This is a genomic window from Polaromonas sp. P1_F6, assembly GCF_056405695.1.
The window spans coordinates 284,371-303,558 of record NZ_JBFUBQ010000004.1; the positions used below are offsets into that span (position 1 = coordinate 284,371).

21 protein-coding genes are annotated in these 19,188 nt (G+C 63.6%); 12 read left to right on the forward strand and 9 right to left on the reverse strand.

All coding sequences use genetic code 11. The annotated features are described in order from the left end of the window. Window positions 1-10 precede the first annotated feature (10 nt). Window positions 11-1,003: a thiamine-phosphate kinase gene (thiL, locus tag AC1DY9_RS14715; RefSeq protein WP_457282306.1), complete on the forward strand. Its 993-nt coding sequence runs from the start codon at window positions 11-13 to the stop codon at window positions 1,001-1,003. A gap of 28 nt (window positions 1,004-1,031) precedes the next feature. On the opposite strand, the gene AC1DY9_RS14720 is transcribed toward thiL, so the two are convergent. Together AC1DY9_RS14720 and AC1DY9_RS14725 are read right to left on the reverse strand one after the other, a co-directional pair. Next, window positions 1,032-2,429 (reverse strand): esterase-like activity of phytase family protein, encoded by a 1,398-nt coding sequence (locus AC1DY9_RS14720; protein ID WP_457282307.1) that lies wholly within the window; start codon window positions 2,427-2,429, stop codon window positions 1,032-1,034. A 78-nt stretch (window positions 2,430-2,507) separates the two neighbouring features. Further along, window positions 2,508-2,699 carry a hypothetical protein gene (locus AC1DY9_RS14725; protein ID WP_457282308.1) on the reverse strand — a complete coding sequence of 64 codons (192 nt, stop codon included), beginning with the start codon at window positions 2,697-2,699 and terminating at the stop codon, window positions 2,508-2,510. Between the two features lie 147 nt (window positions 2,700-2,846). Here AC1DY9_RS14725 and AC1DY9_RS14730 point away from each other — a divergent pair, with 147 nt between their 5' ends. The 9 genes from AC1DY9_RS14730 to gshB all read left to right on the forward strand — a co-directional run bounded on the left by AC1DY9_RS14730 (window position 2,847) and on the right by gshB (window position 9,805). Then, window positions 2,847-3,761: a LysR family transcriptional regulator gene (locus AC1DY9_RS14730; RefSeq protein ID WP_457282309.1), complete on the forward strand. Its 915-nt coding sequence runs from the start codon at window positions 2,847-2,849 to the stop codon at window positions 3,759-3,761. Between the two features lie 5 nt (window positions 3,762-3,766). Beyond that, window positions 3,767-4,303, forward strand: a complete 537-nt coding sequence (locus AC1DY9_RS14735) for a phosphatidylglycerophosphatase A family protein (RefSeq protein ID WP_477666897.1) — start codon at window positions 3,767-3,769, stop codon at window positions 4,301-4,303. Next, complete coding sequence (locus AC1DY9_RS14740) at window positions 4,300-4,815, forward strand: CinA family protein (RefSeq protein ID WP_477666898.1); 516 nt, start codon at window positions 4,300-4,302, stop codon at window positions 4,813-4,815. The genes AC1DY9_RS14735 and AC1DY9_RS14740 overlap by 4 nt, the downstream gene beginning before the upstream one ends. An 85-nt stretch (window positions 4,816-4,900) precedes the next feature. Then, the gene (locus AC1DY9_RS14745; protein WP_457282312.1) at window positions 4,901-5,389 is read left to right on the forward strand and encodes a nuclear transport factor 2 family protein; all 489 of its coding nucleotides are present in this window, start codon (window positions 4,901-4,903) and stop codon (window positions 5,387-5,389) included. Window positions 5,390-5,423: 34 nt separating this feature from the next. Beyond that, window positions 5,424-6,356 (forward strand): alpha/beta hydrolase, encoded by a 933-nt coding sequence (locus AC1DY9_RS14750; protein ID WP_457282313.1) that lies wholly within the window; start codon window positions 5,424-5,426, stop codon window positions 6,354-6,356. Window positions 6,357-6,371: 15 nt separating this feature from the next. Further along, window positions 6,372-6,845, forward strand: coding sequence for an OsmC family protein (locus tag AC1DY9_RS14755; RefSeq protein ID WP_477666899.1), 474 nt, complete (start codon window positions 6,372-6,374; stop codon window positions 6,843-6,845). Then, a complete protein-coding gene (locus AC1DY9_RS14760; RefSeq protein ID WP_477666900.1) occupies window positions 6,842-7,459 on the forward strand; it encodes a DUF2238 domain-containing protein in 618 nt (205 codons plus the stop codon). The genes AC1DY9_RS14755 and AC1DY9_RS14760 overlap by 4 nt, the downstream gene beginning before the upstream one ends. Before the next feature lie 136 nt (window positions 7,460-7,595). Further along, window positions 7,596-8,843, forward strand: a complete 1,248-nt coding sequence (locus AC1DY9_RS14765) for a benzoate/H(+) symporter BenE family transporter (RefSeq protein ID WP_477666901.1) — start codon at window positions 7,596-7,598, stop codon at window positions 8,841-8,843. Beyond that, on the forward strand, window positions 8,840-9,805 hold the full coding sequence (gene gshB / locus AC1DY9_RS14770) for a glutathione synthase (RefSeq protein WP_457282317.1): 966 nt from the start codon (window positions 8,840-8,842) through the stop codon (window positions 9,803-9,805). The genes AC1DY9_RS14765 and gshB overlap by 4 nt, the downstream gene beginning before the upstream one ends. Window positions 9,806-9,824: 19 nt before the next feature. Here the strand turns inward: gshB and AC1DY9_RS14775 are convergent, their stop codons facing one another. The 3 genes from AC1DY9_RS14775 to AC1DY9_RS14785 are packed head-to-tail and all read right to left on the reverse strand — an operon-like array spanning window position 9,825 to window position 12,317. Continuing rightward, window positions 9,825-10,619, reverse strand: coding sequence for a class II glutamine amidotransferase (locus AC1DY9_RS14775; RefSeq protein WP_457282318.1), 795 nt, complete (start codon window positions 10,617-10,619; stop codon window positions 9,825-9,827). Window position 10,620: 1 nt separating this feature from the next. Further along, a complete protein-coding gene (locus AC1DY9_RS14780) occupies window positions 10,621-12,108 on the reverse strand; it encodes an MFS transporter (protein WP_457282319.1) in 1,488 nt (495 codons plus the stop codon). Window positions 12,109-12,125: 17 nt separating this feature from the next. Then, a complete protein-coding gene (locus tag AC1DY9_RS14785) occupies window positions 12,126-12,317 on the reverse strand; it encodes a 4-oxalocrotonate tautomerase (protein ID WP_411881369.1) in 192 nt (63 codons plus the stop codon). 277 nt (window positions 12,318-12,594) lie between these two features. Here AC1DY9_RS14785 and AC1DY9_RS14790 point away from each other — a divergent pair, with 277 nt between their 5' ends. Together AC1DY9_RS14790 and AC1DY9_RS14795 are read left to right on the forward strand one after the other, a co-directional pair. Beyond that, window positions 12,595-13,974 carry a zinc-binding metallopeptidase family protein gene (locus tag AC1DY9_RS14790; protein WP_477666902.1) on the forward strand — a complete coding sequence of 460 codons (1,380 nt, stop codon included), beginning with the start codon at window positions 12,595-12,597 and terminating at the stop codon, window positions 13,972-13,974. Between the two features lie 133 nt (window positions 13,975-14,107). Beyond that, complete coding sequence (locus tag AC1DY9_RS14795) at window positions 14,108-14,443, forward strand: hypothetical protein (protein WP_457282321.1); 336 nt, start codon at window positions 14,108-14,110, stop codon at window positions 14,441-14,443. A gap of 21 nt (window positions 14,444-14,464) precedes the next feature. On the opposite strand, the gene AC1DY9_RS14800 is transcribed toward AC1DY9_RS14795, so the two are convergent. From AC1DY9_RS14800 to AC1DY9_RS14815, 4 genes are all read right to left on the reverse strand, one after another. Further along, complete coding sequence (locus tag AC1DY9_RS14800; RefSeq protein ID WP_457282322.1) at window positions 14,465-14,743, reverse strand: hypothetical protein; 279 nt, start codon at window positions 14,741-14,743, stop codon at window positions 14,465-14,467. A 29-nt stretch (window positions 14,744-14,772) separates the two neighbouring features. Further along, window positions 14,773-15,210 (reverse strand): OsmC family protein, encoded by a 438-nt coding sequence (locus AC1DY9_RS14805; RefSeq protein WP_457282323.1) that lies wholly within the window; start codon window positions 15,208-15,210, stop codon window positions 14,773-14,775. Between the two features lie 172 nt (window positions 15,211-15,382). Next, window positions 15,383-16,201 carry a fused MFS/spermidine synthase gene (locus tag AC1DY9_RS14810; RefSeq protein ID WP_477666903.1) on the reverse strand — a complete coding sequence of 273 codons (819 nt, stop codon included), beginning with the start codon at window positions 16,199-16,201 and terminating at the stop codon, window positions 15,383-15,385. A 76-nt stretch (window positions 16,202-16,277) separates the two neighbouring features. Then, window positions 16,278-18,821 (reverse strand): DUF1631 family protein, encoded by a 2,544-nt coding sequence (locus AC1DY9_RS14815; protein ID WP_477666904.1) that lies wholly within the window; start codon window positions 18,819-18,821, stop codon window positions 16,278-16,280. Window positions 18,822-19,188: the final 367 nt, after the last annotated feature.

Genomic DNA, 19,188 nt, shown 5'->3' on the forward strand with positions numbered 1-19,188 from the left:
TGCTCGGCATATGGGTGAATTTGACCTGATCGCACGCTATTTCACGCGCCCCACCGGCCGGGCCGTCCTGGGTGTCGGTGACGACTGCGCATTGCTGCAGCCCGCGCCCGGCACACAGCTGGCCATCTCCAGCGACATGCTGGTCGAGGGCCGGCATTTCTTTGCGGATGTGGATCCTTTTACGCTGGGCCACAAGGCGCTGGCCGTCAACCTTAGCGACCTGGCCGCCTGCGGCGCCCAGCCCCTGGCATTCACACTGGCCCTGGCCTTGCCCCGTATCGACGAGGCCTGGCTGGCCGCGTTTTCGCAGGGCCTGCTGGCGCTGGCCGACGCGCACGGCTGTGAACTGGTGGGCGGCGACACCACCCAGGGTCCGCTCAACATCTGCATCACGGTGTTTGGCGAAGTGCCTGTGGTCGGCGGCAAGAGCCAGGCATTGCTGCGTTCCGGCGCAAAGCCCGGCGACGACATCTATATCAGCGGCACGCTGGGTGACGCCCGGCTTGCCCTGGAGGCGCTGCGCGGCGCCCTGGCCCTGCCTCCAGGCGTCCTTGCACAGACCCGCCAGCGGCTCGAACAACCCACGCCGCGCGTCGCCCTCGGCCTGGCCCTGCGGGGTGTTGCTTCTGCCGCCATCGACGTGAGCGACGGCCTGCTGGGTGACTTGCAGCACATCCTCAAGGCGTCCGGCGCCGGTGCCACCATCGACAGCTCGGCCACTATCAATTTGATAGCTGCTTGCGCTCATCCTGATTGGCCTGAAGGCACAATTCCCCATGAAAAGCAGTTGGAATGCGTACTGGCCGGCGGGGATGACTATGAGCTCGCCTTCACCGCGCCGCCCTCCGCGCGTGAGGCCGTGCGGGCAGCTTCACGGCTTGCCGCAACGCCCGTCACCCGCATCGGGCAAATCGACTCCCAGCCGGGCCTTCGCCTGATCGACGCACAGGGAAAAGCTGTTTCGCAGCAGTTTTCCTCGTTTGATCACTTTGCCCGGAAGTAAGAAGCGTCGGAAGAAAGCGTCTGCGCCTTTACTTCGCGTCCACCAGGGTGCGAATGTCCAGCAAGGTCAGCTCATTGGCATCCGGCTTGCCGATTTCACGGCCTGACGAATACGGGAAATTGTTGTCGTTGACCAGCACGATGTGCGTGGCGTCAACAATCGCCAGCCCTTCAGGGCCCAGGTGCGGCAATGAAAACACCGCTTCATTGGGCCCCAGCCTGGCCAGCCGCTGCGGATTGGCGATGCGGGTCAGGTCGACATAGGCCACCTTGCGCACAAAGCCGTCCGCATCGCTTGCCGCCAGGTCGATCTTGTAGACACGCTTGAAACGCGCGGGCCGGGTGAAGCAGTCGGTGCGCGCTTCGCCTGGGCACGCCGGCGACTGGCCTTCGGTGCTGTCGTCGCGTTCAATCACCAGACCGGTCGTGGCGTCCAGCAACTGGAAGTCGGCGGCGACGTTGCCCACTTCTTCCAGCAGGTACTTCCACTGCTTGCCGGTGAAACTGCGCGAGGCTGCATCCACCTCATTGATGCGTACATAGGTTTTGTCGCCTGCCTTTTCCACGCTTTTGGCGGCGGTATCGAACAGCGGGCCTTCAAACATCGGGTACAGCTTGCTGCCGTCGGGCGATCGGGCCATGGCTTCAAACCCGTTGGAACGGCGCACCTCAAACAGGGCCTCGCCCGGCAGGTTGGGCAAACGGCCCTGCATGTAGTGATCGGGCGATGCCAGCAGCTTGCCGTTGATGACCGTCTCGGTCACGCCCAGCACGCGGCCCTGAAAGTCCGTGCGCAAGAGGTAGGGACCATACTCGTCGCCGATCCACCATTCGTTGCCCACCACCTGGATGGACTCGGGATCGAAATCGATGCCGGTGAGATAACGGCGCTGCGTGTTTTCGTTCTGGATGTGAAAAGGCACGCGCTTGTCGGGATCGCTCAGGAAGACGGTGCTGCGCCGCCGGACCTGGCCTTTGGCCCAGTCCACCGACAACCGGTGCACCATCAGCAGCGCGTCCTGCGAATTGACCTTGTTGCCAAAGCCGTTGTCGGTCAGCGCCAGGAAGTCGCCTTTGCCCAGGGACACAATACCCGAAAACCCCTGCACCGACTGCCCCTTCATGGGCAGGGTGCCGCCGGAAGCACGCGGGTATTTGGGGTCGCCCACAAAAGTGTTGGCGCTTTCGCTGCCCAGCCGCTCATTGCGCTGACGTTTTGCATTGGCAAATTTCCCGGCCGTGGCGAAAAAAGGACCTGCATCGCGAGGCGCTGCCACGGCCGTGGTGGCACTCAGGGCTGCATGGCCGGCAAGAACCGCCTCCACCGCCGGGGCCGCCTGTGTCTGCGCGCGCCCGGCACCTGAAGCCAGGCACAACGCGCAAGCCGCCGCCAGGGTCAATCCATTCATCTTTGTCAAAACCGACATGCTTATCCTCCGTATTGAAGCGGTGGACTTTGACGCCTTTCTGTGAAGCGGCTGTGACAGGCGGGTGCACCCGCGTGTTCAGGTCTCGGTGTGTTTGCGCAGCCGGGCATGGCGCGCCAGACTCTGTACAAACCGGGTTGCGGCCCGCAGGGCGGCCGGGGCGGCCCCATTGCCGAAATTCTCCACGGCCTCGCGGCGTAGTTGCCTGGCTCGCTGCCCGGCCAGATCGATCAGGCGATTGTGCTCGTCAAGCGAAAGGGTGCGGTTCATGATGTTTTCCTTTTCTGTCCCCGGGGTTTGCGGGGGGTGAAAGCACTGTAGGAAAAGCACGGCCCGCCGGAAACGGCATGGTCCGCAAATGGGTCTTGCGCTGGCTGCAAAGCCGCCCGCAGGCCTTGTACTGGTTACCATTGACCCATGCGCAACCTTGGCTTCGACGACATGCTCCTCTTTGCCCGCGTGGCCGAGCTGGGCACCCTCTCGGCTGTGGCCCGCGAACGCGACGTGCCGGTCAGCCAGGTTTCGCGCAGCCTGAGCCGCATCGAAAAAGCCTGCGGTACGCGCCTTATCCATCGCTCCACGCACGGGCTGGCGCCCACCGCCGAGGGCGAAACCTTTCTGCAGTACTGCCGCCGCATCGTGGGAACGCTCGACGAGCTGGAAGGCGAATTTGCCAGCCAGTCGCGGCAGGCCACCGGCTGGGTGCGTGTGGCGGCCAGCACGGTGGTCGCCCAGTACCTGCTGGCGCCCAGTTTTGACAGCCTTCACCAGCGCTACCCGAAGCTGTGCGTAGACCTCCAGGTGGAAGACCGCCTGGTGGACATGGCGCGCGATGGCATCGACATCGCGATTCGCACCGGTACACCGGTGACCGACACGGTCGTTGCACGGCAAATCGGTGCGTTGGGCCGGCGGCTGTATGCCGCGCCGGGCTATCTTCAGGCCTACGGAACACCCCGGCACCCCGATGAGCTGCACAGCCACCGGCTGATCACCAACAGCGGCGTGCCCATGCTCAACCACTGGCCCTTCGTGATTGACGGGAAACCCAGCGTGATCGTGCCCAAGGCATCCTGGCGATCCGACAATACCGGCATGACCGCCACGCTGACGCTGCAGGGGCTGGGCATTTCACGCTGCGCCACACTGGTCGCCGAACCGCTGGTGCGCCAGGGTTTGCTCGTCCCGGTGCTTGCGGACTTTGTCGACGACCAGCCCAGCCCGATTTACGCCGTGACGCTTACCAACCGCCACCGCCTGCCCAAAATCAAGGCCTGTATCGACCATTGGGCCGAGTGGCTGGAGAAAACCAGCGCGGCCCCAGCCTCATGATCCCCATGTCCGAACTCACTCCCCCATCAGAAACCCTCAGCCCACCGCGGTTCCGGCCCAACGCCCGGTTCCTGCTGTCGCACCCTGCGCATTTCATCGCCCTCGGTTTCGGCTCGGGCCTGAGCCCGGTGGCGCCCGGCACGGCCGGCACACTCTGGGCCTGGCTGGCTTTTCTGGTGCTGCAGCAATGGCTGTCGCCGGTCGACATGGGCTGGCTGATTGCCGCCTCTACGCTGATTGGCTGGTGGGCCTGCACCGTCACCGCGAAGGCCATGAACGTGCTCGACCCCGGCAACATCGTCTGGGACGAAGTGGTGGCCTTCTGGCTGGTGTTGTGGCTGGTCATGCCGGCGGGCTTCGAAGCACAACTTGCTGCATTTTTGCTGTTCCGCTTTTTTGACGCCGTGAAGCCCGGCCCGGTAGCATGGGCGGACCAGGTTTTCAAGGGCTTTGGCTGGCGCGGCGGCTTCGGGATTTTGTTTGACGACTTCGTGGCGGCGTTCTGCGCCCTGCTGGTGATCGCCTTCTGGAGATTCTGGTGAGCAATGAATTGCTATCAAAAGAGGAGCTACTGGCGCATGATTCTATTGGCTTGGTGGCCGATTTATTGCTCAAAAAGGGCTGGATGCTTGCGACGGCCGAAAGCTGCACCGGCGGCATGATTTCGGCGGTGTGCACCGACCTGGCGGGCTCCAGCACCTGGTTCGAGCGCGGCTTTGTCACCTATTCCAACGAAGCGAAAAACGAACTGCTGGGTGTAGATGCTGCGCTGATTGCCGTGCATGGCGCTGTCAGCGAAGAAGTGGCCCGTGCGATGGCCTCCGGCGCCCTGGGCCACTCCCGTGCGCAAGTGTCGGTGGCCGTCACTGGAGTGGCCGGCCCGACAGGGGGGAGTGCCGCCAAGCCTGTCGGTACGGTATGGTTTGGTTTTGCGCTGCCCGGCTGGCTGGTGTCTGAAGTCCGGCGCTTTGACGGCGACCGTGCCGCGGTGCGCAGCGCCACGGTGCAGCATGCGCTGCAGCGGCTGCTGCAATTGCTGCGCGAAGCCGGCTGACGCGTGAGCGACGCCGGCCCCTACCAAAGCGCTATAGAGTCGCGAAGCCACGAGGCCACCCGAAAACAACCACCCAGGAGACACCATGCACCCCAACCAGGCCACCCTCGAGAAGTTTTACAGCGCTTTTACACGGCTGGATTCCGACACCATGGCGACCTGCTACGCCCCGGACGCCGCTTTCGACGACGCGGCGTTTTCACTGCGGGGGCACCGCGAGGTCACCGGCATGTGGCACATGCTGTGCGACGCCACAAAAGCCAAGGGCATGGATGTCTGGAAACTCACCTACAGCGGGCTGGAAGCCGGCGCGAGCACGGGAAAATCACACTGGGACGCCTATTACCGCTTCAGCGCCACTGGGCGCATGGTGCACAACAGCATTGACGGCGCGTTTGAATTCAATGAACAGGGCCTGATCACGCGGCACCGTGATCACTTTGATTTCTGGACCTGGTCGCGGCAGGCGCTGGGCGCGCCCGGCCTGCTGCTGGGCTGGACGCCTTTCCTGCGCAACAAGGTGCGGGCACAGGCGGCGGCGAATCTGCAAAAATACCTGGTGACGCGACACTAGGCCCGCGCAAGAGTTGATTTGAACGGGAGTTTTCATGTCCTGGTTTGACGGTTTTGAATCACGCAGCTTTGAGGTCAACGGCGCGTCCATCAACGCGCGGTTTTCCCGGGTCGTGCCGGGCGATCCGCTGCGCCCGGCCCTGTTGCTGCTGCATGGTTTTCCGCAGTCGCATGTGATGTGGCACCGCGTGGCGCAGCGCCTGGCAAAACACTATTTCCTGGTCATGCCCGACCTGCGGGGTTACGGAGACTCTTCCAAAACCGCAGGCCTGCCCGACCACAGCAACTACAGCAAACGCAACATGGCGCACGACATGGTCGGGGTGATGGATGCCCTGGGTGTGGACCGCTTTTACCTCTGCGGCCACGACCGCGGCGGGCGTGTGGCGCACCGGCTGGCGCTGGACTATGCGGCACGCGTGCAAAAACTCTGCATCATCGACATCGCCCCCACACTGGACATGTACGAAGGCCGCAGCATGACGGAGCCCTACATGGCGTTTGCGCGTGCCTATTACCACTGGTTCCATATGTTGCAGCCGGCGCCGCTGCCCGAAATCATGATGGGCGCCAACCATCCCGAAACCGCCAAAGCCTACCTGCACGCCAAGCTCGGCGGCTGGGGCAGCGCGGGGCTCAATTACATCGAACCTCAGGCCCTGGCCGAATATGAACGCTGCTTTTGCAACGCCGAAGCGCTGCATGCGGCCTGCGAAGACTACCGGGCAAGCGCCGGGATTGACCTGGACCACGACCGCGAAAGCCGCGCGCAGCACCTGACGGTGGCCTGCGATTTGCTGCTCCTGTGGGGCGAACGCGGTGTGGTGCACCGGATGTTCGACCCGCTGGCGCTGTGGGAGGCGCAATGCAGCGGCGAGGTCTCGGGCCATGCCGTACCGGCGGGCCACTTCATCCCCGAAGAACAGCCCGTGGCGACGGCCACTGCGCTGCACAACTTCTTTCGCTGACTTCAAGGGACGGCCATGTCGACTTATACGGCAGAGGTTTTGTGGGAAATCAATGGCGGTGATTTCCCGGGAAACCGCTACAGCCGCAGGCACCTGATCCGCTTCGACGGCGGCCTCGAAGTGCCGGGCTCTTCTTCACCACATGTGGTGCCCCTGCCGATGTCGGACGCATCGGCCATGGACCCGGAAGAGGCATTCGTCGCCTCGCTGTCGAGCTGCCACATGCTGTGGTTTTTGTCGATCGCAGCCAAGCGCAGGTTTTCCGTGACACGCTACTTTGATGCGGCCAGCGGCGTGATGGAAAAGAGCGCGGAGGGAAAAATCGCCATGACCACCGTCACCTTGCGGCCCGAGGTGGCGTTTGCCGGTGAACGCATGCCGACACGCGCCGAGATCGACAAGCTGCACCATGAGGCCCACGACGCCTGCTTCATCGCGAACTCGGTGAAAACCGATGTGCGCTGCGAGCCTGTGTATGGCGACGCATGACTGACCGCAGGCCGCTGCTGATCGCTCTCGGCCTGCTGGTACTGGCCGCGCTGGTGTGGTCGGGTATGGCACCGTATGACCGGGGCACCTGGATGCTCGAGGTGGCGCCCGCCGTCATCGCCGCGCCGGTGCTGCTGGCCACGGGCCGGCGCTACCCGCTGACGACCTTGCTGTACGTGCTGATTGCGCTGCACATGCTGGTGCTGATCGTGGGTGGCGCCTACACCTATGCCAGGGTGCCGCCGGGTTTCTGGCTGCAGGATTTGTTTCACCTGGGCCGCAACCCTTACGACAAGGTCGGCCACTTCATGCAGGGGCTGGTGCCTGCGATGGTGGCACGCGAGGTATTGCTGCAGCGCGGCTACCTGGGCAGCCGCCGCATGGCGGGGTTTCTGTCGGTGTGCGTGGCCATGGCCATCAGCGCGGTGTATGAGCTGGTGGAGTGGTGGGCGGCCCTGGCGCTGGGTCAGGGCGCGGATGAATTTCTGGGAACCCAGGGGGACCCCTGGGACACGCAGTCGGACATGTTCATGGCCTTGATCGGAGCTGCGGTGGCCATCACGTTGCTGGGCCGGTGGCATGACCGGCAAATGCGCAAGCTGTCGGGTTTGTAGGCATTTGGGCCACAGGGCAATTGGGTCGGGCGCAAGCCGCTATTGAATTCATAGCAAACGGATGAAATCCATCTGGAAGGCGGTTCTTCCTCTTGCGACCTCATGCCCTGCGTGCCAACCCTGCCAGAATCCCCCCATGCAATTTTTCAAAGACCTCAACCTCGCCGCCTTCACCGCGGGCTTCGTGGCAGTACTGGTCGGCTTCACCAGCTCGGTTGCCATCGTCTTTCAGGCAGCCCTTGCCTTCAACGCCACGCCTGCCGAGATTGCCTCGTGGATGTGGGCGCTCGGCATCGGCATGGGTTTGTGCTCTCTTGTGCCGTCGTTGTGGTTGAAGAAGCCGGTGATGGTGGCCTGGTCCACACCGGGTGCCGCCGTGCTGGCTACTGCAGGGCTGGCTGGCGGTTTCTCGATGGGAGAGGCGGTTGCGGCATTTATGGTCAGCGCGGCGCTCATCACCTTGTTCGGCATCACCGGCTGGTTTGAAAAAGTCATGAACCGTATTCCTGTGGCCATCGCCTCCGCGTTGCTGGCGGGTGTGCTTGCGCGCTTCGGCATCCAGGCCTTTGCGGCAGCGCAAACGGCTTTGCCTTTGGTGCTGCTGATGCTGGCGATCTACTTATTGGGCAAGCGGTTGATGCCGCGCTATGCGGTAGTGCTGACGCTGGTCGGAGCCATTGTGTTTGTCGCTGCGCGCGGGCAACTGGCGTGGTCTGAGGTCGCTTTTTCGTTGGCGATGCCGGTGTTCGTGATGCCGAAGTTCACACTGGCCGCCACTGTCAGCCTGGCCATTCCGCTGTTTGTGGTGACCATGGCTTCGCAGAATCTGCCGGGCGTGGCGGCCATCCATGCGGCGGGCTATGGGCCCGACAGTCCGGACGGCGGCATTCCGGTGTCAAAAATCATCACGCTGAGCGGCCTGGCCACGCTGGTGCTGGCGCCTTTTGGCGCGTTTGCCCTCAACCTGAGCGCCATCACGGCGGCCATCTGCATGGGCCGGGAAGTGCATGAGGACCCCGCCAGGCGCTACACCGCGACCGTTTGCTGCGGCGCCATTTATATCGTGATCGGCATATTCGGCGCAGCGATCACCGGCCTGCTGACAGCTTTTCCGAAGGAGCTGGTCGTCGCCATTGCCGGACTGGCGCTGCTGGGTACCATCGGCAACGGCCTGGCCGCGGCGGTGAAGGAGGAATCGCACCGGGAAGCGGCGCTTATCACTTTTCTCGTCACCTTGTCGGGCGTCGCAATAGCCGGTGTGGGCTCGGCCTTTTGGGGTGTCGTCGCGGGCGCGATTGCACTCTTTGTACAACAATATGGCCAACAGCGCCGCGAAGCCCGCTCCGGGGCGGCGCCAAACCCAGGGACACGTTCCACACCATGAACCTTCTTTTTGTTGCCGATCCGCTCGAGTCATTCAAGATTTACAAGGACACCACCTTTGCCATGATGCGGGAGGCGCAGCGGCGCGGGCACCGCATCAGCGCGTGTGAACCGGCCGACATGAGCTGGCAGACCGGCGCGAAAGTCACGGCCCAGGTGCGCCACATCACGCTGACAGGCGGCGCAGATGTGTGGTTCACGGCCGATGCCGCCCGGCCCGACGGCCGCGAAGCCATTGCGGGTTTTGATGCGGCGGTCATGCGCAAGGACCCGCCTTTTGACAGTGAATACTTTTACAGCACGCACCTGCTGGAGCAGGCCGAGCGCGAAGGGGCCAGGGTTTTCAACAAGCCCGCCGCCTTGCGCGACCATCCTGAAAAGCTCGCCATCCTCGAGTTCGCGCAATTCAGCGGCCCGACGCTGGTCACGCGCAGCGCGGCCGACATCAAGCGCTTTCATGCCGAACACAAGGACATCATCCTCAAGCCGCTGGACGGCATGGGCGGCATGGGCATCTTCCGCGTGAGGGAAGACGGCCTGAATCTGGGTAGCATCACCGAAACACTGAACAGGAACGGCGCCGAAAGCGTGATGGTGCAGAAATTTTTGCCCGAGATCGTCAAGGGCGACAAGCGCGTGCTGGTCATCGGAGGCAAACCGGTTCCTTTCAGCCTGGCGCGCATTCCCCAAGGCAGCGAAGTGCGCGGCAATCTGGCGGCCGGCGGCGTGGGTGTGGCGCAGCCGCTCTCAAAGCGGGATTTTGAAATTGCCGAAGCACTGGGGCCGGTGCTGGCCGCGCGCGGCCTGCTGCTGGCCGGTGTCGACGTGATCGGCGACTATGTGACCGAGATCAACGTCACCAGCCCGACCTGTTTCCAGGAAATCCACGACCAGGCAGGCTTTGACGTGGCGGCCATGTTCATTGATGCACTGGAACAGGCTGTCACGACAGCCGGCGCCTGACAGCCCAGGGCTGCGGCTGTCAGGCGGCGATGAGCGCACCGCCTTCAAACACCTTGAGTTCCCCGGGCGCAAATGACGTCCAGGTTTCGTTGGTGGTGAGCGGCGCCGTGACCACCACAGCGACGCGGTCGGTCGGCCTGGTGTGCTCGGCAAAGTTCACGCTCACGTCCTCGTCGCTCAGCGTGGCATGCGCAAAGGGGTGCTTGCGCTCCACGTAATAGAGGTTGGTGGACGCGTGCGCCCACAAGGCCTGACCGTTGCTGAGCAAAAAGTTGAAAGTGCCGTGGGTGGCGATGTGCGCGGCAAGTTCCCGCAGCGTGATGCTCAGTTCCTGCACGCTGGGAACGCCCGCGTGCGACTTGGCCATCTCTTGCATGATCCAGCAAAAGGCGCGTTCGCTGTCGGTGGTGCCGACGGGCCGGAAGCTGCCGTGCAGGCGGGGTGAAAAATCTTTCAGGTCGCCGTTGTGGGCGAACACCCAGTAGCGGCCCCACAGCTCGCGCACAAAGGGGTGGCAGTTCTCCAGCGCGACACGGCCCTGTGTGGCCTTGCGGATATGTGAGATGACGTTGCGGCTTTTGATCGGATAGCGGCTGATCAGCTCGGCCACCGGTGAACTGCAGGCCGGTTGATGGTCGACAAAGTGGCGCAGGCCGCGGTCGCTGCCACCGGCCACGCTGTCGTCACCTTCAAAAAAAGCGATGCCCCAACCGTCGGCATGGTGGTCGGTGTGGCCGCCCCGCTGCGCGAAGCCCCTGAAACTGAAGGTCACATCCGTTGGGGCATTACAGTTCATGCCGAGAAGTTGGCACATGTCAGTCCGCTTCCTGCTTGTTATTCGGTAAGTTATCAGGTTGGGCGGGGGGCGGCACGCGAAGCTGCCATGCGGCCACCACGGCCAGTACGCACAGGGCGGCCAGCATCAGGAAGGCTTCATTGAAAGCAGCCAGCCGCGCCGGGCTGCTGGTGGCGTTGGCCAGCGAATCGCCATGGGCCGCAAGCCGCCACTCCAGCACGATGCCGCACAGGCTCACACCGATCGCGCCGCCCAGCATGCGCAGGAAGTTGATGGCGCTTGCGCCCTGCGATAACAGATGCTCATGCAGTGGCCGGAGTGACCCGAGGTTGAGCGAAGGCAGGATAAAACCCAGCCCGATACGCCCCAGCGTGGCCCACGCCACCAGCATCCAGAGCCCCGAAGCCAGGTTCACCGTGAGCATCAATGCAAACGAGGCTGCCAGCAAAGCCAGCCCCGTGCTGACCAGCAGCCAGGTCGGGTGTTTGTCCGCCAGCCGGCCCACGCCCGCAATCGTGGCCGCCAACACCAGGCCCGCGGGCAGCAGGATGGTGCCGACGTGCGAGGCCGAGAGATTCAAGCCCAGCTGCAGGTACACCGGCAGCAGGTAGGTGGAGCCAAACAGCGCGGTGCCGTAGATGAAAGCCACGATACTGCCCATGGCAAAAGGCCGGTAGCCAAAGAGCGCCAGGTTCATCAGCGGTGCACCGCCCGAAGCCGCCAGGCGACGTTGCCACCAGATGAATGCTGCCAGCGCCACCAGCGCGGCGCCCAGCAATACAAAGGCATGCGCGCGCCCGGCGCCGTGCAGCTCAACCATGCCGTTGAGCAGGCACAGCGTGCCCACCGCGCCCAGCAACAGGCCGCGCCAGTCGATCATCGCGCCATTGCGGTTGGGCTCCACGCCGCCGGGCGCTGTGTCGGGCACGTAGCGGTAAGCCATCCACAGAGATACCAGGCAAAGCGGCACCACCATGAAAAAAATCGAGCGCCAGCCAAACAGGTCGACCAGGACCCCGCCCACGCTGGGGCCCAGCGCCGGCGCCAGCACCACGCCCATGCCGAAGAGGCCGCTGGCGCGCCCCTGCTCGTGTGGCCCGAAGGCCCGCATGATGATGATCGCGGGAATCGGTTGCACCACACCGGCCGCCAGGCCCTCGGCCACGCGCGAACCCAGCACCAGCCCAAAGCTGTTGGCCAGACCGCCCACAATGCCGCCGGCCATCAGCAGCACCATGGTGCCCACATAGGTGCGGCGATAGCCGTAGCGCGAAAGCAGCCAGGGCGTGGTCAGCATGGAGACCGTCATGGCCACCATAAAGCCCGAGCTCACCCACTGCGCGCGCTCCTGCCCCAGCGTGAAGTAATGGCTCATGTCGGGAATCGCCACGTTCACGATGGTCGACGACATGATGGAAGCCATCGTGCCGATCATGACCGACAGCAGCAGCAACCACCGGTAACGCGGACCGTGGCGCGCCTGCAGGCCGGCAAGGGATGCGGGCATGGCCCGGGTGTCCGTCGTCAGTCTCTCGGCTCGGACCAGAGTTTGCCGCCGGTCGCCCAGTTTTCGCGCTTGATGTCGGTGATCAGGATGTCCACCGAGTCAGGCTGGCCGCCGAGAATTTCGACGCTGACGCGGGTAATGGCCTCGACGAGCTTTTTCTTCTGCTCGATGGTCCGGCCTTCCATCATTTCGACGTGGTAAGTGGGCATGGTGTCCTCTGGGGTGTGGTGGTTGATGCGGGTTGAACACAGGGTTTTACGGGTGTCCGGTTAACTGGCCCGCAAACATGTCTGATACCCGATGATAAAAGCAAGAGCCCGGCCTTGTTTTGTCGGCCTCCACTGACAGCATGACAGGTGTTGGCGCCGGGCCCCGGAGGCTTCGCCGGGGCTATCCTGTACCCTCGGGTTCTCCTGCCGGGTGTTCTCCTGCCAGGTGCTTTGCGCTTTCGGCCTTGCGGGCCCACCATTCATTCGGGCAAGCCACTTGTTTTTCACCACGCCATCCAGATCCACCGACCAACCCCTGCCTTTGCTGGCCGGGCGCAACTACCGTTGCCATTGCGGGCAGCCCGTCTTTTTTCGCAACAGCAAATGCCTGGCCTGCGGCACGCCGCTGGGTTATGACTGTGAGCGCGGCCTGCTGCTGCCGTTGATGCCTGGGCCGCAAGAGGGCACCTGGCAGGAATGGCAGGCCGCCGGCGCACCGGCCGGCGCGCCGCCCGACGACATCCAGCCGCCTTTGCTCGAGGAAATTCCTGGCCAGGAATCTGCGCCTGCCGCACCCGTTGAGGAAGCCGAGGCGACGCAGGCACCGCCCGCTCAGCCTGCCGAAAACGGCGAACCTCTTTACAGGCGATGCCTCAATCTCTCAACCCCCGCATCGTGCAACTGGCTGGTGCCGGTGGAGGACCCCGCCGACATGTGCCGGGCCTGCCGCCTCAACCGGACCATTCCGGACCTGACGGACCCAGCCCTGCCCGACAACGGTTACCTCTGGGGGCTGGTCGAGCTGGCCAAGCGCCGCCTGGTGTCCGCGCTGATCCTGCTCGGGCTGCCGGTGGCGTCCCGCATGAGCGAAGACACCGAGCGCGGCCTGATGTTCGACTTCCTGCGTTCGCCGGTGAACGGCCCGCACATCATGACGGGCCACAACACCGGCCTCATCACGCTCAACGTGGACGAGGCCGACGACGCCAAGCGCGAGGCGGTGCGCAAGGCCATGCGCGAGCCCTATCGCACGCTGCTTGGGCATTTCCGCCATGAAGTGGGCCACTACTACTGGGACCGCCTGCTCGCCGGCACTGCCTGGATGGACGGCTTTCACGCACTCTTCGGCGACGAAACCCTGGACTACAAGGCCAGCCTGCAGCGCAACTACGACGAGGGCCCGCCCGCGGACTGGCCGCTGCATTACGTGAGCGCCTACGCCAGTACTCACCCCTGGGAGGACTGGGCCGAGTGCTGGGCGCATTACCTGCACATGCGCGATGCGATCGACACCGCTTTAAGTTTCGGCCTGAGCGTCGATCACTTCGACCTGGAGTTCACGCCCTTCACGATAGATGCCTTGTATCAGCCGCAACACCCTGATGCCGAGCAGTTCCTCACCTTTCTGAACCACTGGACGCGGCTGACCACCATGCTCAACGAGATGTCACGCAGCATGGGCCAGCCCGATTTTTATCCCTTCATCCTGCCAACGGAGGCGGTCGCCAAGCTGCACTTCATTCACCTGGTGGTGTCGTCGGGCAGCTGGCTGCAGGAGCAGGCCCCGGATGAGACCCAGGCACAGACGCAGACCCAGAGCCCAACAGAGGAAGAAAATGGAGAAATGAAGGAATCGCAGCAGCAACAGCAAGGCTAGCGCGTAATTTTCAGGCAGAAAGAAGTTGCAGGCCAATAAGGACGGGCGCAAGCAGCTATTTTTTTGATAGCGCCTGAATGGATTGCGATGCGTTAAAGTCGGCACAACGCCCACCCTTCACGCCCACCCATTCATGCCCACCCGACCCAGAGGCCATCACTACAGCGTCTATGTGATCGAGCTTGGGCCCGAAGTGTGGAACGTGGCACGCTTTCGCCGCGCCAATCCGGACTACCAGCTGGGCAAGCCTTTTGTGTATGTGGGCATGACCGGGCTGGACCCGGATGTGCGTTTTGACAAACACAAGGCCGGCATTCAGTCCAACCGTTTCGCCCGTGATTTCGGCGTGCGGCTTTTACCCAAGCTGTACGAGATGTACAACCCCATGCCCTACGACGCCGCGCGCGACATGGAAGTCGAACTGGGTATTGCCCTGCGCGAAGCGGGTTACGGTGTGTGGCAAGCCTGAGCGAGGCCGCACCAGGGCCGGCTATTCGAGTGCACTCACGGCCACGCCGTGCTGCTTCGAAAACGCCTGGAGTGTTGCGGCGACCTGGGGATCCTGCAGGGTGGTCGTCAATTCAATGATCTTGTTGCCGTCACCCTTGTGGCTGTCGCTCACCGTCACGGTGGCCGAAGGGTCGTCTGCGGCAAACAGCTTCTGCAGCGAAGGGCCCAGCGACCCCATCAGGCCGTCGCGCTCGTCCTGCGCGGCGCCTGACTGTGCGGCATATTGAACCTCAAAAGAAAAATTCGTCCTGGGATTCATATCGGGTTTCTTTCTGGGTGCGGAAAAAGCTACCGGCGTAATGTCGCTGCGAGGGTGATTTCGGGAACGCTGGCCAGGGCCCTGGAGAGCGGGCAGGCCTTTTTGGCGCCTTCGGCGAGTTCCTGGAATTTCGCTTCATCGATATCCGGAATCACGGCCTCCAGGGTCAGCGCAATGCGGTCGATGAGGAAGCCATCACCCTGCGGCACCAGACGGACCCTGGCGCGGGTGTCCACCGAGCTGGTGCCGAACCCAGCCTTGTCGCAGGCAAAAGAAAATGCCATGGTGAAACAGGCTGCATGCGCGGCGCCCAGCAACTCTTCAGGATTGGTGCCGCTGCGGTCGTCCTCAAAGCGGCTGCCAAAGCCGTAGGGATACGACTTGAGTGCAGCGGTGTCGGTGCTGATCTGGCCCTGGCCCTTTTTGCCTCGGCCTTCCCAGTGAACAGATGCGGTTTTTTCGGTCATGGGGTTCTCCAGGTTTGTGCGCGTGCAGGGTATATCCGTGCAGGACAGTGAAATGAAATGTTGAACGTTCCAGCGTGCCTGTTTTTTTGGGGGCTGGCCGTCGGACAGCACCGCACGTCGGGGTAAGGCCTTCCCGCCGTGGCCGGATCCGGTGTGAGCCGGGATGCACCGGTCAGGCGTCGTCTGCGCCCGGGTCTTTCATGTGCCAGGTGATCCGCCCAAACTCGGCCCTGAGCTGGGCCCGGCCCTCGTCGTCCGCCAGTGCGGAAAGAGCTTGCGCAACCGAGAGCCTGCGCGCGGAAACGGGCTTCCCGCGGTAGGCAAACACGATGCTGTTGGTTTTTTCCTGGGCAAGAATTTCTGCGGAATTGTCATCGAAACTGCGCGCAATGCGGCCCGCCAGCAGCGGATAGTCCGGGTCATCGTAGTGCAGGTTCACCGCCAGTACGCCGCCCGGCGACAGCGCGGCAAAACAGTCGTCATAAAAGCGTTGCGAACAGAGGGCCGGCGGTTGCCCCTGGTGGTCAAACCCGTCGATCAGCAGCACGTCGAACCGGGAGGTACCGGCCTGCAGAAAATCGGCCCCGTCAGCGGCGATGACGCGGAACCGCGCATCATCGTCGGGCACGCGGAATTCGCGCCGCAGCGCCACCACCTGCGGGTTGATCTCCAGCACGGTCATCTGGCTGGACGGCAGCTGCCGGTGGCAGAACTTGGCCAGGGAGCCGCCTCCGAGGCCGATCATTCCGATGTGCAGGGGCACGGGCCGAAAGAGCAGGAAACCCATCATCGTCAGCGTGTAGTCCACTTCCAGGTGCCAGGGGCTGTGCATCAGCATGCGGCTTTGCAGTTCACCCATCGTGAAGTGAAGCGACCGGGTGCTTCCGTCGTCATGCACAAAGGGCTGGGCATGCGCTGGCTGCTGCAATTCAGCCGGGCCAGCAGGTACAGCGGCGGCAGGAAATTGATTGAGGTCAGGCCAGGAGGTCATGAGGCTTTAAGCGGTACGGGTGGGTTCCGCCATGTATCCGGCGGCAGGTAACTGCCGCCTCGTGCGGCCTCCCCCTTCAGACCGGCTGGGATTCCGGCTGCGCTGTGGTTGCGACTTCCGAAGCGACCGCATCCAGGGCCTGCGCCACCACACCCTGGCTGTCGACCGGCCGGAGCAGGCGTTCACGGATCAGCCGTTCGCAGCTGCGCTTGGTCATCGAGTGGGGCTGGCCGCCGTGGCTCACGAACATGAACAGCGTGCCCTTGGTGCTGGCCCAGATCAGCTGGGCTCGCAGCCAGCGGCGCCTGGAGTACATATCCACCCAGTGGCCGGAACGCAGGCTGAGCAACAGGCGCTCGGCTTCACTTTGAGCCATGGCCGGTACTGCATTTGCGGAGGCTGCCGCCGCGGCAAGGTATTCCGGATGGCTGGAGTCGGGCTCATTTGCCGCTTGCATGGGTTCTATCGGCGGCGGTTCGTCTTCCTCGATCGGAGCAAGTTCTCCGGGCACAGTCGGCAGGGTGTCTTCAAACCCTGCGGCGTCCAGGTCGTCGCGCGCAAGCCAGGGGTGCGCGGCGGCCTTGGCAAGACGCTGTTCAGGCGTGGCCGAATCTTCTTCGGCCTCCAGTGGCACGGCGCCAGACTCTTCGGCGTCACGCCGGCTTTTCAGGCGTCGCAGCTTGAGCACGGGCCGGTGCAGCATCATCAGGCCCTCGAAGAAAGGCTCACTTTCGCGCGGGTCCTGCCCCAGCAACTCCAGCCCCTCATGCAGCTTGCCCAAAAGGCTGGGAATCATCTCGATCAGTTTGGCCGGGCGTTTCAGGGTGACTTCCCGCTTGACGCTCCAGAGCAGGTCAGGCACCACCGAACCGAAGCCCATCGGATCAACCTGGTTGCGTGTATCGGAGAGTCTGGCGTGCGCCATGGCCAGCGCCCAGGGGCCGAACAGGAAGTCCAGCACCAGGCCCGGCACCTTGTCCAGGTCTGAGCGTGTGCTCAGCTCAAAGGCGATCTGGTCCGCTTGCGTCTGGCGCTCTTCGGCGAAACGCAGGGCCTGCAGCACGTTGTTGCGGTTTTCCGCTTCGAGCTGGTCCTGCTCGTCCCAGCCGTATTCGAGCTCGGCCAGTGCCATCGCGAAAGGCTGGGCATCTTCGATCGTCAGGCTGTTCAGCCCGTTGAAAGCGCGCGTGACCGGCTCAAAAAACGCCAGGAACTCAGGGCTGAATTCGTCGTTGTACTTGAAGCTGCGCTGCGCCACGCGCTCCATGACACGGCGCCCGGCGTGGCCTTCGTCGCTGAAAAAGCGCGGGTCCACCATGGCCAGACGCAGCAGCGCAGGCTCCAGCGCCACGATGGCTTCCCGCACCGGCACCAGCAGGCGCGGGTCTTGCGCGACCTGTTTGACCAGCTTGCGCACCACTTCCAGGCCCAGCACCTGACCGACCTGCTTGGCCTCTTTCTTCAGCTGGGTCCGGACGATGGCGCGCTCGCGGGGTCGGGCGTACGAGCCCCAAACCTGCGGGCTGAGCTGGCTGCGCTCATCGACCATCCGCTGCGGACGGTCTACCGCCGGCAGGTTTTGGTATTCATGCGAGGGCGCGGCTTGCGACTCAGCCAACGGCGCGCCGGAAGAGTCAGGCGCTTCCTGCAGGGCGACCAGCTCTTCCTCCACCGTTTCGTAATAGGACGGCGCCAGCCCGTGATGGGCGTTGCTGCCGCCATGGAACAGGAAATCCTGGAACAACTCGTCCCGGATCTCATAGTTGGAGAGGTCGGCATATTGCGGGGGCGGCTGGGGGCGGCCGGATTCGCCGGAGCCCCCACCGCTTCCGCCCTCACCGCCGCCGGCGCCTGCGGTACCGGCACCCGACCCGGAACCTGCGCCGCCGGTACCCCTGGCCCGGCCGGGGGCTGCGCCCGCGGGGGTTTGCAATACGCGGTAGCTGGCACCCTGCACGTTGGCAAGTTCCAGCTGGTTAACCAGGCGTTCGTAGACCTGCCCGAGTTCGCGCCCCAGAGGCTCGGCAAGATACCTGAGCCACAGCGAAACGACGGCCGGGCCCGCATTGCTTGCGGTGATCATTTCGCGCAGGGTCTGTGCAAACACTTCAGGGCGCAGCGGATTGAGCTCCGGGCGCACATTCGGCAGCCCCTGCACGGTGCTGATCAGCTTGTTGAGTTCGGCGAGGACGTGGTCGACCGCCGGCAGCACCAGCTGGAGCAGCCGTGACGATTCAATGGCCTGGGACACGTCCTCGTCGTCGACGAGGGCGAAACTGGCATAAGACAGGGCGGCAAAGGTGCTGGATGCGGCGGCGGCTGAAGCAGCGAGCTGGTCTGGCGATGCTGCCGGGGTGCGCACCGCCTGCACCGCAACAGCCACATTCGCCTTGAAATGCACCAGCAGGTCTGCCGGGTATTGCACGACCCAGACGGGCTTGTTTTGTTGAAGTCCCCGCCAGGCCGCCGCGAGTTCGTCGCGCTCGGCCACTTTTGGGCTTTGTGACTCGGCAATCTGCAGCCCCGCCACGGCGTCATCAATGCACCGTTCCAGCGCAGGCCGGGCTGCTTTGGCAGCCGCCTGAAGACAGGATTGAAGGACGTCAGGTTGCGAAGCCATCGAGGAGTTCGGGAAAATTGGTATTAATCACATTTGCCGGCCGGCTTGCAACCGATCTGTGGCCGGAGAAGGGGGAGACGCTAGCGTAAGGGCCAACCGCGATTTCATTGAAGTACTTGCAAAGTGTTTCACTTGGTTTCCAACGCATACATATGAATTACAGGGTTTTTGTCACGGAACGGTCCGTAACCGGCCTTTAAATCCCGCGAATGGCGATGAGCGGCCGGTTTTGCAAGATCGGCGGCTCTCTGTAAAGGTCAGTTTGGCGCAACACCTCCGCAAGCTCAGGGGTTATCAACGCCTGACCGGCTGTCATCCGCCATGGGGGGCGCACCGGCGCCAGCGGGCCGAACCCAGATTTCCAAGA

Bases quoted from the DNA above. Each gene is read 5' to 3' on its own strand.
- thiL (WP_457282306.1), top strand. From the start codon at position 11: ATGGGTGAATTTGACCTGATCGCACGCTATTTCACGCGCCCCACCGGC.
- AC1DY9_RS14720 (WP_457282307.1), bottom strand. From the start codon at position 2,429: ATGTCGGTTTTGACAAAGATGAATGGATTGACCCTGGCGGCGGCTTGC.
- AC1DY9_RS14725 (WP_457282308.1), bottom strand. From the start codon at position 2,699: ATGAACCGCACCCTTTCGCTTGACGAGCACAATCGCCTGATCGATCTG.
- AC1DY9_RS14730 (WP_457282309.1), top strand. From the start codon at position 2,847: ATGCGCAACCTTGGCTTCGACGACATGCTCCTCTTTGCCCGCGTGGCC.
- AC1DY9_RS14735 (WP_477666897.1), top strand. From the start codon at position 3,767: ATGTCCGAACTCACTCCCCCATCAGAAACCCTCAGCCCACCGCGGTTC.
- AC1DY9_RS14745 (WP_457282312.1), top strand. From the start codon at position 4,901: ATGCACCCCAACCAGGCCACCCTCGAGAAGTTTTACAGCGCTTTTACA.
- AC1DY9_RS14750 (WP_457282313.1), top strand. From the start codon at position 5,424: ATGTCCTGGTTTGACGGTTTTGAATCACGCAGCTTTGAGGTCAACGGC.
- AC1DY9_RS14755 (WP_477666899.1), top strand. From the start codon at position 6,372: ATGTCGACTTATACGGCAGAGGTTTTGTGGGAAATCAATGGCGGTGAT.
- AC1DY9_RS14760 (WP_477666900.1), top strand. From the start codon at position 6,842: ATGACTGACCGCAGGCCGCTGCTGATCGCTCTCGGCCTGCTGGTACTG.
- AC1DY9_RS14765 (WP_477666901.1), top strand. From the start codon at position 7,596: ATGCAATTTTTCAAAGACCTCAACCTCGCCGCCTTCACCGCGGGCTTC.
- gshB (WP_457282317.1), top strand. From the start codon at position 8,840: ATGAACCTTCTTTTTGTTGCCGATCCGCTCGAGTCATTCAAGATTTAC.
- AC1DY9_RS14775 (WP_457282318.1), bottom strand. From the start codon at position 10,619: ATGTGCCAACTTCTCGGCATGAACTGTAATGCCCCAACGGATGTGACC.
- AC1DY9_RS14780 (WP_457282319.1), bottom strand. From the start codon at position 12,108: ATGCCCGCATCCCTTGCCGGCCTGCAGGCGCGCCACGGTCCGCGTTAC.
- AC1DY9_RS14785 (WP_411881369.1), bottom strand. From the start codon at position 12,317: ATGCCCACTTACCACGTCGAAATGATGGAAGGCCGGACCATCGAGCAG.
- AC1DY9_RS14795 (WP_457282321.1), top strand. From the start codon at position 14,108: ATGCCCACCCGACCCAGAGGCCATCACTACAGCGTCTATGTGATCGAG.
- AC1DY9_RS14800 (WP_457282322.1), bottom strand. From the start codon at position 14,743: ATGAATCCCAGGACGAATTTTTCTTTTGAGGTTCAATATGCCGCACAG.
- AC1DY9_RS14805 (WP_457282323.1), bottom strand. From the start codon at position 15,210: ATGACCGAAAAAACCGCATCTGTTCACTGGGAAGGCCGAGGCAAAAAG.
- AC1DY9_RS14810 (WP_477666903.1), bottom strand. From the start codon at position 16,201: ATGACCTCCTGGCCTGACCTCAATCAATTTCCTGCCGCCGCTGTACCT.
- AC1DY9_RS14815 (WP_477666904.1), bottom strand. From the start codon at position 18,821: ATGGCTTCGCAACCTGACGTCCTTCAATCCTGTCTTCAGGCGGCTGCC.